Raw genomic sequence first — 12,385 nt, 5'->3', positions numbered from 1 at the left:
GGCACGGCGAAAGCCTGCCGGGCGAATCTATTATGATTTCTGCTGTACACCTTCAACGGATATAATCAGCTCAACGTCCTGAGACGCCGGGCCTAAATCCGTTGTGATATTAAAATCTTTCAGGTGAATTTTACCCGCTGCTTCAAATCCTGCGCGTTTACCGCCCCACGGATCGTCACCCTGACCCAGTAATTTAGCATCAAGCGTGACCGGTTTTGTTACGCCGTTAAGCGTCAGGTTGCCGGTAATATTTAGCTTATCACCCTCTTTTTTCACTTCCGTGGAGGTGAAGGTAGCCTGCGGGTATTTCGCGACATTGAGGAATTCGCCACTGCGCAGATGTTTATCACGTTCAGCATGATTGGTATCCACGCTGTTGGTATTAATGGTCACGTTGACCTTATCGGCGGCAGGATTTTTCTCGTCAAAGGTGAATGTGCCGTCAAAATCTTTAAAGGTACCGTACAACCAGCTGTATCCCAGGTGCTGAATACGGAAATTGACGAAAGCGTGCTGGCCCTCTTTATCAATTTTATAATCAGCCGCCACGGCGGAACCGGCGGTGAATAACAGAGAACCCAGGGCGATACCCAGCAGGTGTTTTTTCATTTTATGCTCCAGAGTCAACTGACGAGCGGCCAAGCATGCGCTTTAGCGTATCGTCTTTATCAATAAAATGGTGTTTGAGGGCGGCAAGCCCGTGCAGCACGGACAGGATCACGACGCTCCACGCAAGCCAGAGGTGAACGACCCCGGCGGTGTCAGCCTGAGCGCCCGCATCGCTGAGCGTTGCCGGGACGTCAAAAAGGCCAAAGACGCTAATCGGCTTACCGTCCGCCGTCGAGATAAGGTAGCCGCTAATCAGAATGGCGAAGAGCAGCGCATAGAGCGCGATATGCGCGGCAACGGCACTCAGGCGGGTCATTTTTCCGTGGGTCTTCGGCGCCGCGGGCGGCGGGGAAATATGTCGCCAGATCACGCGAAAAACCAGACCCAGCATCAGGAGAACGCCAATGCTTTTATGTAACTCCGGTGCCTGGTGATACCAGCCGTCGTAATAGCTGAGCGTGACCATCCAGAGTCCAAGGCCAAACATACCGTAGACGGCAATAGCAAATATCCAGTGCAAACCTATGGATATTATTCCGTAGCGCCGGGAGGTGTTACGCAATTGCATCAGAATGTCCATTTTCATATTAACCGAAGGGTAAAAATGAACGGGAAGATGTGATATTGCAACTGAAATAATTGTCTATTGATTTTTATTTTATTTATTTCAGCGCTTTTGAACAGGATCGATAAAGGTAATTCAATGTCTTCGTGCAAGTAAAAAAGAGAGTTTCAATAAAGCTAAATTAATGTCAATTATTGTCAGTCAAAGTTTTCAATAAAATACAATGTAAACAAAATCAATAATAGCCAGCAGCGCCCACAATAAGATATAGAGCATGAAATGCTCGCGAATATTATTCATCAGAAAGCTAACGATCCTGCGCATAACGCCCCGTAATGCAGTGTGAATGAAACGGGCCCCGGAACCTCCGAAGCCCGTGGCGGATTATCCGTTAAAACGCGAGAGTGAGAAGGGCGTCAGATCAAACTGCGGCGCGATGCCCTGGCCAAACTGTGCGGCGATCTCGCCCAGCACGGACGCGAACTTAAAGCCGTGGCCGCTCAGCCCGGTGATTAGCAGGACGTTGTCATGCCCTGGCAGGGTATCAATGATGAAGTCTTCATCCGGCGTGTTGTCGTAGGTACAGGCCGCGCCATAAAGCAAGCCACCGACGCCCGGAAGAATAGTACGCAGGAACGAGAAGGCTTCCGAACCATCCTGTGGGAAGGCGCCGAAGGGCTTACGCTCGTCAGGAGAGGCGATAGCCTGGCCACCGTTGTGTTTACCGATTTTCAGCGCGTCTTTCTCGGAAGGGAAACCGTAGAACTGATCGCCATTCGGCAATTCGCCGGTGAAGGCCGGGAATTTATTCTGCGCGCTGTAGCGACCATCCGACTGGAACCAGGAGAAGACCTTCCGCACCGGCTGGATTGGCAGTTCCGGCAGCAGGCGAGTGACCCAGGTTCCTGCGCTGACGAGCAGGCGGGACGCTGAATAGTCGCCGTCAAGAGTCGTTACCGTGACGCCATTCTCGTCATGGGTGATGGCCTCCACCGGACAGTTAAACAGCTGCGCACAGCCGACCTTAGCGGCAAGATCGATCCAGGTTTTGATCGCCGTTTCACAATGCAGCACGCCGGAGTGGGCTTCAAAGAGGCCGATGTAATCGTCCGGGACGGTAATTTCAGGCCAGCGCGCGGTAATGCCCGTCGCGTCCAGCTTCTCGACATCCAGATTAAAGGCTTTTGCGCTGCGCTCGACGCCGGCGAGAAAATCAGAATGAGCAGGGCCAAGGTTGATGACGCCGGTACGCTCGAAAATACGCTCTTCGGTCTGTGTCGCCAGTTCATCCCACAGCGTCTGGGCGCGAAGCACCAGCGGCACATAGCGCTCGCCTTCTCCATACGCATGGCGCATGAGACGGGTATCGCCATGATGGCTACCCTCCGAATGAGGAGGAAGGTGGGCATCGATCATCAGGACCTTCAGACCTGCCTGTGTTGCGTAATAACCGGCGGCGGAACCCACGGAGCCGCTACCAATAATGATTAAGTCGTATCTCATATGCATCTCGTAAACTGATGTTTTGTTAGCAGAGTAATTAACAACGCGGGGTTAGACAAGGGAGAAATAAATAAGGCACCGCGAGGGTGCCTGTTGAGAGAAAAGTGGGCATAAGCTTAGTGCCGTTTATACTCATTTTCCTGATAGTCGCCAGATTCTATTTTTGCAATACCTGCCTCTAAAATAGAAATAAACTGACGGGCGACGTCTGTTGTTAGCCACAGCGTCTGTCCAACTTCCGCTTCTTCACGGTTGAGTTGATTCGGGGTCTGGTAGTGCAAACGCAGCATCAGCGCATCGTAGCTATCTACGGTACTGATATCCCAGCCAACCAGTGGATGGGTCTGGATCACTTCACTATTCTTTTCCATTATAACCCCCTTAATGCGTGTTAGAAGACAACGGCTCTGAGGTTCAATGCATGTTTTTCTGAAAGCATCTTCAGTATACCAAGTAATAAGGGTTCCAACGGGAAAAATAAACAGGTGGCAACACATTTTTCTGCTTTTTAGGATTGTTCGAACAATAAAACACCATCTCGTTCACGATTTTTAAAGAAGATGCCGAATTAATTTGAACTTGCAGGATTTTTAGACAAAAAAAAGCCGGGGCGACCCGGCAAAAAAACACAATGAGGGAGCAGTGTTAATCTGTGATAAACCAGTCGTCTGCGCTTTCCCACGTTTCCTGCAGGATTTCGCTGATGCGATCTTTATCTTCTTTCGCAGCACCGATGACGGAGAGGTTGTTCGCCGCGGCGTAACGCACCGTTACGGCACCCGCGTTGTCGGGAAAGGTGTTGTTAATACGGCGGGATAATTCGCCTGCCAGTGCATCAAGCGCGCCGGCAGGCAGAACAGTTGTTTTGGCTATGGTGACTTCAATACGCATAAATGCCCCCTGTGTAATATACTGTTTATTTATACAGGTATATTATCGGTTTGACAACAAGGGGCATTGATTTTTTAACGTTTTACCGTCCAGTTAACGGTTTCGCCCGCCAGGAATGGGATCAGCGTGTCATCCGTCAGCGCAATGGACTCCTCAACGTGGCTCGCTTTACGCTCCAGTTCGATGAAGGTGTCGTTGACCGGCAGGCCGTAGAAGCGCGGGCCGTTAAGGGAGCAGAACGCTTCAAAATATTCGAGCGCGTTCATCTCTTCAAAGACGGTCGCGTAGCTGGCCAGTGCCGTTGGGGCGTTGAAGCAGCCTGCACAGCCGCAGCTCGCCTCTTTGCGGTGGCGGGCGTGAGGTGCGGAATCGGTGCCAAGGAACGCGCGGGAGAACCCGCTGGCAACCAGCTCGCGCAGCGCCTGCTGGTGGATGTTGCGCTTGAGAATAGGCAGACAGTACAGGTGAGGACGCACCCCGCCCACCAGCATGTGGTTACGGTTAAACATCAGGTGCTGTGGCGTAATGGTCGCGGCGATAAGATCGTTGCCGTCGCGCACATACTCTGCCGCGTCTTTGGTGGTGATATGCTCAAAAACCACTTTAAGCGCGGGCAGGCGCTGGCGCAGAGGCTCCATTACGGTCTCGATAAAGCGGGCTTCACGGTCGAAGATGTCAATCTCGGCATGCGTGACTTCACCGTGGACCAGCAGCGGCATGCCCAGTTTCTGCATGCGTTCCAGAACCGGCATGATGGCATCAATGCTGGTGACGCCGTGGCTGGAGTTGGTGGTGGCATTTGCCGGGTAGAGTTTCGCCGCCGTAAATACGCCTTCGTTAAACCCGCGCTCCACTTCGTTCGGATCCAGCGAGTCGGTCAGATAGCAGGTCATCAACGGGGTAAAATCGTGTCCCGCAGGAACGGCATCCAGGATGCGCTGGCGATAGGCCATCGCGGCATCGACGGTGGTGACTGGTGGAACCAGGTTAGGCATGACAATCGCGCGGCCATAAATTTCGCTGGTATAAGGCACGACGGTTTTCAGCATATCGCCATCACGCAGATGGATATGCCAGTCGTCAGGGCGGCGGATTTTAAGAACCTGGGGTTGTGCAGTCATGGAAGCTCCGGCTTGTCAGGAATCAGTCATAAGGATGGCTGTTTTTGCCGGACACAAATCATAAGCGGAAACGTTTTCGTTTGCACACTTTTCCGTAAAAAAAAGGGCGCCGCAGCGCCCTTCAGGTTAATCGGTGAAAGGAATGATAATTTCTCCCGGTTTCACCTCTATACCTTTTGCATATTTTTTCGCCAGAGCTTCACCCTTGCTTTTGTCTTCGCTTAAGACGTACGCGGGCTGCTGGTTAAAGTAGTTACGCAGCGACTGGTTCAGATAGGGCATCAGGGTTTGCAGAACCGGTGCCATCTTGTCCGGCGACACCTGCGCATCGACGACTTCCATCTCCTGCAGGAAAATCGCCCCTTTCTCTTTGTTGAAAACGGGCAGGGCCTTCAGCTTGAGCTTGATGTTGGCCTTCTGATTGCCAAAGAGTGATGACATATCGAGATCCGCATCACCGGCCAGGGTAACTTTGTTTGGCTCTTCACGTCCGATCTGGCTGGTCAGGTTCGTAAGGACGATATGCGCGTCCGCCAGTCCCGGCACGCCAATGTCTTTCGAGAAATTGTTATGTTTTTCCAGCGCCTGATTAATTTCCTGTTCACTGACGGTATATTGCGTGAGCTGGTTACAGCCAACCAGCAGGCCGCTGATAACTAATGCCGCGGCAAAGACAATTTTCTTCATAGTGTTCCTCAACGAAAAATCGGCGCTTCTGTCCTGTTACGCCAGTATGTCAGTGTGAATTGGCAGAAACCAGCAGAAAAAACTGAGAAGTGGGGCGGGAAGGGCTCCCGCCCGAGGGAAAGGCTACGCGCCAGGCTCGAGCATGCCGCTCGCGCTGCGTTTCGGGCTGAACTGCCACCACAGGGCAAGGAGCGTCATAAAGCCCACCACGCCGAGCATCATCCACGGGAGTTCGGGCTGGTTTAACGCTTTGCCAGCATCAAACAACCAGCCGCCACCGGCGTAACCTAATGCGCCGCCAAGCGCCAGCCCCAGCCGGCTGAACCCCATATAGCTGCCGCGCGCACGCGCATCTGCAAGCGAGGCGCTCAGCGTTTCACGGGCAGGCTCGGCGATGATCGAGCCAATATAGAACGTGCAAATCAGCGTAAACAGCTGCTGGAGAGAGTTCACCAGGCCGATCGGCATCATGCTCAGCGTCATCAGGAACAGACCGGCCATCAGGCGATGCTCCAGACGAAAACGCCGCTCGCTCCAGCGGGCAATCGGATAAAGCAGCGTTAACGACAGGCAGGCTTCGATGGCGTACATCCATTTAACGGCTGCAGGGGTCCCCGCAATGTCGTTAACCATGATCGGCAGCATCAGCATGACCTGCACAGCCAGCATGTAGTATCCCGTCAGAGTCAACACATAGGTGACAAAACGCCTGTCGTGCAGGACGCGGCCAAGCCCTTCCCGGACCGGCGCTTTGACCGTCGACAGTTTCCAGGCCGGCAGGAACAAGCCATTAAACAGCGCGCACAGAATAAAGAGCACCGCACCGGCCGCGCAGACCAGACGGAAGTCATACTGCAGCAGCCAGCTTCCCAGCAGGGCACCGATAACCGCCCCGGCACTGTCCTGCATCATCAGAATCGAGAAGAAACGGCCGCGGTGCTGAGGGCGAATAAGCTTTACCACCAGCGCGGTGCGTGGCGGATCGAACAGCGTGCCGCCGATACCGGAGAGGAAACAGGAGAACCAGAGCAGCCAGGGCTCCTGAGCGACCGCCATCGTGGCAAAACCTGCCGCGCGCAGCAGCATACCGGTAACGATCATCGGTTTAGCGCCAAAGCGGTCGGCAATGGCCCCGCCAAAGACGCCCAGGCCCTGCTGGACAAACTGGCGTAACCCCAGGGCAATGCCAACCATTAATGCCGCCCAGCCCATCTGATCGACAAAGCGGATCGATATCAATGGAAAAACGACAAAAAAGCCGAGCACGACCAGCATGTTATCGACGAGCAGGAAATATTTACCCAGGCTCCTGGCCTGTGATACGCGGGACATTTTCCCTCCAGGGAAAATAAGAAGGTGAGCACGCTAACATTCTGCGGTGTCGCCGCGTTTTTTCCCACCCCCGGGGGTGACAATATTTTTTTATCAAAAGGGTGCTTTGATAGAGAGTTCTCATCGAAAAATGTGAAAAGAGGTGAAAATGGTATGTCACTGTTTTCACAGACGGCGCAGGCGCAGGTATAGTAAAGCTAATGGGTCAGCAGAAGTGACGGGAAGGAGTGGTATCGATGTTTGGCTATCGCAGCAATGTGCCAAAAGTGCGTCTGACAACGGACCGGCTGGTCGTTCGTCTGGTGCATGAGCGTGATGCCTGGCGTCTGGCGGATTATTACGCCGAGAATCGCCAGTTTTTAAAACCCTGGGAACCCGTTCGGGATGAGAGCCATTGTTACCCTTCCGGCTGGCAGGCGCGCCTCAGCATGATTACGGAATTTCACAAGCAGGGCAGCGCGTTTTATTTCGCGCTGCTGGATCCCGAAGAGAAAGAAATTATCGGGATCGCTAATTTTTCAAACGTGGTGCGCGGGTCGTTTCACGCCTGCTACCTTGGCTACTCCATCGGCCAGAAATGGCAGGGGCAGGGGCTGATGTACGAAGCGTTAACGGTGGCGATCCGCTATATGCAACGCACGCAGCATATCCATCGCATTATGGCGAACTATATGCCGCACAATCAGCGCAGCGGCAATTTGCTGGCGCGTTTAGGGTTCGAGAAAGAGGGTTACGCCAAAGACTATCTGCTGATAGACGGAGAGTGGCGCGACCACGTTCTGACGGCGTTAACCACCCGGGACTGGACCGCAGGTCGTTAAGGAGAAAAGATGAAGTATCAGCTAAACGGTACAGAAGCGCGCGTGATTGGGTGCTTACTCGAAAAACAGGTCACCACGCCGGAGCAGTATCCGCTCTCCGTCAACGCCGTAACCATGGCCTGCAACCAGAAGACCAACCGCGAGCCGGTGATGAACCTCAGCGAGCATGAGGTTCAGGACGTGCTGGATGCGTTGGTTAAACGCCACTATCTGCGCACCGTCAGCGGCTTCGGCAACCGCGTGACCAAATACGAACAGCGCTTCTGTAACTCCGAATTTGGCGACCTGAAGCTGAGCAGTGCGGAAGTGGCTGTCATCACCACGCTGCTGCTGCGCGGAGCGCAGACGCCGGGAGAGCTGCGCACGCGCGCTTCCCGTATGCATGAGTTCAGCGACATGCAGGAGGTCGAGCAAACACTGGAAGGGCTGGCCTCACGTGAAGACGGCCCATACGTGGTGCGTCTGGCGCGCGAGCCGGGCAAACGTGAAAGCCGCTATATGCACCTGTTCAGCGGCGACGTCGATGTCGCTACCGTGGTGAGCGACGCGGGATCCTCAGCAAGCAATGACACTCTTGCCGCGCGCGTAGAGGCGCTGGAAGATGAGGTCGCGGGGCTGAAACAGCGCCTGGATGCGTTACTGGCACATCTGGGAGACTGACGGTGAAAAAATTACGCGTAGGCGTGGTGGGGCTCGGCGGCATCGCGCAAAAAGCCTGGCTGCCTGTTTTAGGTGCGGCGACGGACTGGACCCTGCAAGGGGCATGGTCACCCACCCGAGAAAAGGCAGAACGTATCTGCGAAACCTGGCGCATTCCGTATGCTGCCTCCCTGCAGGATCTGGCCCGCGAGTGTGATGCGGTCTTTGTGCATACCTCAACGGCAACCCACTATCAGGTGGTAAGCGAGATGCTCAATTTAGGGGTTCACGTCTGCGTGGATAAGCCGCTGGCGGAAAATGTTCAGGATGCCGAACGTCTGATTGAGCTGGCCGCGCGCAAAAAACTGACGCTGATGGTGGGCTTCAACCGCCGCTTCGCGCCGCTTTACCAGCAGCTGAAGGCGCAGTCGAACACGCTCGCCTCGCTGCGGATGGATAAGCACCGCACCGACAGCATTGGGCCAAACGATCTGCGCTTCACCCTTCTGGATGATTACCTGCACGTTGTGGATACGGCGCTGTGGCTGAGCAACGGTAATGCGCAGCTGAAGAGCGGTACCCTGTTAACGAATGACCAGGGGCAGATGGTCTACGCGGAGCACCACTTCGCCGTTGAGCATCTTCAGATTACCACCAGCATGCACCGTCGTGCGGGAAGCCAGCGTGAATCCGTGCAGGCGGTGACCGAGGGTGCGCTGTACGACATTACGGACATGCGCGAGTGGCGGGAAGAGAAGGGCAGCGGCGTGGTGACGCTCCCGGCGCCAGGCTGGCAGAGCACCCTTGAGCAGCGAGGTTTCGCAGGATGCGCCCGCCACTTTATCACCTGCGTGCAAAATCAGACGGTTCCTGAAACGTCCGGCGAGCAGGCCATTCTGGCGCAGCGCATTGTGGAAAGGCTCTGGCGCGATGCCATGAGCGAATAACTCGCTGTAACATCTGCGGATAGTAATTCGTTGAAATCCGGGTAGACTAAGCGCCGCTTGTTGGCTTTGCCGGGTGGCGCTTACGCTTGCCCGTCCTGGAAATCCGTATGGTTCTGGAAATTCACGTTAATGAACTTATTAAAATCGCTGGCGGCCGTCAGCTCGATGACCATGTTTTCCCGCGTGCTGGGTTTTGCGCGCGACGCCATTGTGGCAAGGGTATTTGGTGCAGGGATGGCCACGGACGCCTTTTTCGTCGCGTTCAAATTGCCGAACCTGCTGCGTCGTATTTTTGCTGAAGGGGCGTTTTCCCAGGCATTCGTGCCCATTCTGGCGGAATATAAAAGCAAGCAGGGTGAAGACGCGACGCGCGTCTTTGTTTCTTATGTCTCCGGGCTGCTGACGCTGGCTTTGGCGGTGGTGACCGTACTCGGGATGCTGGCCGCGCCGTGGGTGATTATGGTGACCGCGCCCGGTTTTGCCGATACGGCTGACAAATTTGCGCTGACCTCGCAGCTGCTGCGCATTACTTTCCCCTATATTCTGCTCATCTCGCTGGCCTCGCTGGTGGGAGCGATCCTGAACACCTGGAACCGCTTCTCTGTTCCGGCGTTTGCGCCGACGTTTCTCAACGTCAGCATGATCGGTTTTGCCCTGTTCGCCGCGCCGCACTTTAACCCGCCGGTGCTGGCGCTGGCCTGGGCGGTCACCGTCGGCGGCGTGCTGCAGCTGGCGTATCAGCTGCCGCATCTGAAAAAAATCGGCATGCTGGTGCTGCCGCGCATCAATCTCAAAGATGCCGGGGCGATGCGCGTGATCAAGCAGATGGGGCCCGCCATTCTCGGCGTCTCCGTCAGCCAGATCTCGCTTATCATCAACACCATTTTTGCCTCTTTCCTCGTGTCCGGCTCGGTTTCCTGGATGTACTACGCTGACCGTCTGATGGAGTTCCCGTCCGGGGTGCTGGGCGTGGCGCTGGGGACCATCCTGCTGCCGTCGCTGTCGAAAAGCTTTGCCAGCGGCAATCATGATGAATATTGCCGCCTGATGGACTGGGGTTTACGTCTCTGCTTCCTGCTGGCCCTGCCGAGCGCGGTAGCGCTGGGTATTCTGGCCAAACCGCTGACGGTGTCGCTCTTCCAGTACGGGAAATTCACCGCCTTTGATGCCGCCATGACCCAGCGCGCGCTGATTGCCTACTCGGTCGGCTTGATGGGGCTGATCGTCGTCAAGGTGCTGGCGCCCGGGTTTTACTCGCGTCAGGACATCAAAACGCCGGTGAAAATTGCCATCGTGACGCTGATTATGACCCAGCTGATGAACCTGGCGTTTATTGGTCCGCTGAAGCATGCCGGCCTGTCGCTGTCTATTGGTCTGGCGGCCTGTCTGAATGCCGGGCTGTTGTACTGGCAGCTGCGCAAGCAGGATATTTTCACGCCGCAGCCGGGGTGGGGAAGTTTCCTGGTACGTCTGATCGTTGCGGTACTGGTGATGTCAGCCGCGCTGCTCGGCATGATGTACGTGATGCCGGAGTGGTCCCTCGGCACCATGCCTTATCGTCTGATGCGGCTGATGGCCGTGGTAGGCGTCGGGGTGGTGGCTTACTTTGCCACGCTCGCGGTGCTGGGGTTCAAAGTGAAAGAGTTTGCCCGCCGTACGGCATAAACGCCAAAAGGGGAGTTCACCTTATGGTGCTCCCCGCTGCATGATTTGTCGCCCAGGCGTCAAATCGAAATCTTTTTAACTCCCGCAATACGCGCAGTCGCTGTTTGACCATCTGCACCGTACAGTCCGGTTTCTTTATGCGGTTTCAATACCTCAAGCGCCTGCTGATTACGCTCAATCTGACCTTCCAGTAGCCAGCCGTTGTGCTGGTTAAGGTCGCGCAGGTGCTGGGTTTTTTCGGTAATGGTTTGCCAGCGCTCAATAATATCGTCATTGGCGCTACGCTTAGGATCCTGCTCAGCGCGGCGCTGCTGCTCCAGATAATCCAGCGTCGCCAGTAGCGAACTCTTATCTTCAGTAATACGCTGCAGCGCGCTGCCGTTGATGTGACCGGAAGAGAGATGCTGCTGTTCAGCGTCCATTACCGTTTTCAGGTCGTTAAGAACAACCGTCATTTGATCCAGTATTTCTGACAGTCGACTCATACGGTTAGTTACTCTGTAAGAAACTCTGTGCTTCCTGAATCAGGGCGTCAGCGATTTTGCTGGTGTCCATTTTCAGCTCACCGTTACGAATAGCCGTTTTCAGCGCTTCAACACGTTCCATATTGATATCGTTGCTGCCTGGCTGCATCAGTTTTGCCTGCGCGTCGCTCAGGGTTACGCTGGTGCTGTTGGACGTTGACGGTTTTTCCAGACGCGTTTTCTGCGCAGGAGCGTCATTCGTTTCGCGAGGTTGTACAGCGCTTACCGGCTTCAGGGCTGATGTACGATCAATGCTCATAGTGTTGTCCTCATCGAGGGTTCGCGGCGTTTGCGCCTGACATCATCATTAGTGGAATATTTATCGGCACGCGCCGCGAAATCTTTAAAAAGATTATAGGTTAATCAGAATATTCCCATCAGAATCGACGGTTCCGCTCACCACCTGGCCTGAGGACATTCTGACGCGGGCGTTTTGCGCCACCGCGGCATTGTTTAACGCTTTCCCTTCACTGTTGATGCTAAAGCCATCTCCGTTGGCCACCACCATCACCTGTTGACCCGCTTTTACCCGCCATGACTGACGCAGCATTGAGAGCTGTATCGGCTGGCCGGGTGCGACATCGCGCAGGCTGACGGCGTCCTGTGCCTGGTTCATTTCCAGCATGGTGCGTGGAGGCAGCTGATCCAGACGGCCGCGCTTTAACGTCACGCTGTTCGTCTGCAGCACGCTGCCGCGCGCAATGGGCACGGCGGCGACAACATAATTGCCCGTCGCCTGAACTGCAACCTGTAAATAGCGTTTTTCGTTCGCGCAGCGTGCCAGCACGTTCACATTTCCCCACAGCCGGGTGGTTCCCGTCACGCTAAATGACGGTTGGTCACAGGTAGGGTACAGATTCGGTGGGGTGCGCACGGTAACGTTAACCTCATCGCTAAAGCCCGCCAGCTTTTCAGCAAAAAAAGCCGTAAGCCGATCCTGTAAGCCTTCAGCCTGCACCAGAGGGCTAAACAGCAAGAAAGTTGCCACCAGGCCACGTTTTAACGTTTGCATCGCAAGTTCCACCGTTTCCAGAGTTGAATGAATTCTACCTGCAGTGGTTTTGCATCAACGCAATAAATA

The 12,385-nt window shown here is 54.9% G+C and carries 16 protein-coding genes; 4 read left to right on the top strand and 12 right to left on the bottom strand.

Going from position 1 to position 12,385, the window contains the following annotated elements:
* Positions 1-30: 30 nt before the first annotated feature.
* The 9 genes from ACZ6J2_RS08420 to mdtH form a co-directional block, all read right to left on the bottom strand.
* Entirely contained in the window at positions 31-609 is a 579-nt protein-coding gene (locus ACZ6J2_RS08420) for a YceI family protein (RefSeq protein WP_047061563.1), read from the bottom strand.
* Position 610: 1 nt separating this feature from the next.
* Entirely contained in the window at positions 611-1,177 is a 567-nt protein-coding gene (locus ACZ6J2_RS08415; RefSeq protein WP_033145194.1) for a cytochrome b, read from the bottom strand.
* A 207-nt stretch (positions 1,178-1,384) separates the two neighbouring features.
* On the bottom strand, positions 1,385-1,498 hold the full coding sequence (locus ACZ6J2_RS08410) for a YceO family protein (RefSeq protein WP_032638658.1): 114 nt from the start codon (positions 1,496-1,498) through the stop codon (positions 1,385-1,387).
* Between the two features lie 60 nt (positions 1,499-1,558).
* Positions 1,559-2,677: an N-methyl-L-tryptophan oxidase gene (gene solA, locus ACZ6J2_RS08405; protein WP_471725395.1), complete on the bottom strand. Its 1,119-nt coding sequence runs from the start codon at positions 2,675-2,677 to the stop codon at positions 1,559-1,561.
* Positions 2,678-2,793: 116 nt separating this feature from the next.
* Positions 2,794-3,048, bottom strand: coding sequence for a biofilm formation regulator BssS (gene bssS, locus ACZ6J2_RS08400; RefSeq protein ID WP_008500827.1), 255 nt, complete (start codon positions 3,046-3,048; stop codon positions 2,794-2,796).
* A gap of 274 nt (positions 3,049-3,322) precedes the next feature.
* Positions 3,323-3,568 carry a DNA damage-inducible protein I gene (gene dinI / locus ACZ6J2_RS08395; RefSeq protein ID WP_008500826.1) on the bottom strand — a complete coding sequence of 82 codons (246 nt, stop codon included), beginning with the start codon at positions 3,566-3,568 and terminating at the stop codon, positions 3,323-3,325.
* A 74-nt stretch (positions 3,569-3,642) separates the two neighbouring features.
* Entirely contained in the window at positions 3,643-4,689 is a 1,047-nt protein-coding gene (gene pyrC / locus ACZ6J2_RS08390; protein ID WP_471725392.1) for a dihydroorotase, read from the bottom strand.
* A gap of 126 nt (positions 4,690-4,815) precedes the next feature.
* Entirely contained in the window at positions 4,816-5,376 is a 561-nt protein-coding gene (locus ACZ6J2_RS08385) for a lipoprotein (protein WP_471725390.1), read from the bottom strand.
* Between the two features lie 123 nt (positions 5,377-5,499).
* Positions 5,500-6,708: a multidrug efflux MFS transporter MdtH gene (gene mdtH / locus ACZ6J2_RS08380; RefSeq protein ID WP_471725388.1), complete on the bottom strand. Its 1,209-nt coding sequence runs from the start codon at positions 6,706-6,708 to the stop codon at positions 5,500-5,502.
* Between the two features lie 236 nt (positions 6,709-6,944).
* Between mdtH and rimJ the strand changes: the two genes are divergently transcribed.
* From rimJ to murJ, 4 genes are all read left to right on the top strand, one after another.
* On the top strand, positions 6,945-7,529 hold the full coding sequence (rimJ, locus tag ACZ6J2_RS08375) for a ribosomal protein S5-alanine N-acetyltransferase (RefSeq protein WP_008500822.1): 585 nt from the start codon (positions 6,945-6,947) through the stop codon (positions 7,527-7,529).
* Between the two features lie 9 nt (positions 7,530-7,538).
* Complete coding sequence (locus tag ACZ6J2_RS08370; RefSeq protein ID WP_471725386.1) at positions 7,539-8,189, top strand: YceH family protein; 651 nt, start codon at positions 7,539-7,541, stop codon at positions 8,187-8,189.
* A 2-nt stretch (positions 8,190-8,191) separates the two neighbouring features.
* Positions 8,192-9,115 (top strand): Gfo/Idh/MocA family protein, encoded by a 924-nt coding sequence (locus tag ACZ6J2_RS08365; RefSeq protein WP_471725384.1) that lies wholly within the window; start codon positions 8,192-8,194, stop codon positions 9,113-9,115.
* Between the two features lie 129 nt (positions 9,116-9,244).
* Entirely contained in the window at positions 9,245-10,780 is a 1,536-nt protein-coding gene (murJ, locus tag ACZ6J2_RS08360; protein WP_023311131.1) for a murein biosynthesis integral membrane protein MurJ, read from the top strand.
* A 59-nt stretch (positions 10,781-10,839) separates the two neighbouring features.
* Here murJ and flgN read toward each other — a convergent pair whose 3' ends face one another.
* The 3 genes from flgN to flgA all read right to left on the bottom strand — a co-directional run bounded on the left by flgN (position 10,840) and on the right by flgA (position 12,316).
* On the bottom strand, positions 10,840-11,265 hold the full coding sequence (flgN, locus tag ACZ6J2_RS08355) for a flagella biosynthesis chaperone FlgN (RefSeq protein ID WP_008500818.1): 426 nt from the start codon (positions 11,263-11,265) through the stop codon (positions 10,840-10,842).
* 4 nt (positions 11,266-11,269) lie between these two features.
* Positions 11,270-11,563, bottom strand: coding sequence for a flagellar biosynthesis anti-sigma factor FlgM (flgM, locus tag ACZ6J2_RS08350; RefSeq protein WP_023311133.1), 294 nt, complete (start codon positions 11,561-11,563; stop codon positions 11,270-11,272).
* A gap of 93 nt (positions 11,564-11,656) precedes the next feature.
* Entirely contained in the window at positions 11,657-12,316 is a 660-nt protein-coding gene (flgA, locus tag ACZ6J2_RS08345; protein ID WP_023311134.1) for a flagellar basal body P-ring formation chaperone FlgA, read from the bottom strand.
* Positions 12,317-12,385: the final 69 nt, after the last annotated feature.

It is taken from the genome of Enterobacter sp. E14S (assembly GCF_055666685.1).
Note: the sequence above shows the minus strand (reverse complement) of the source record. Positions and strands in the feature narration are given on the sequence as shown.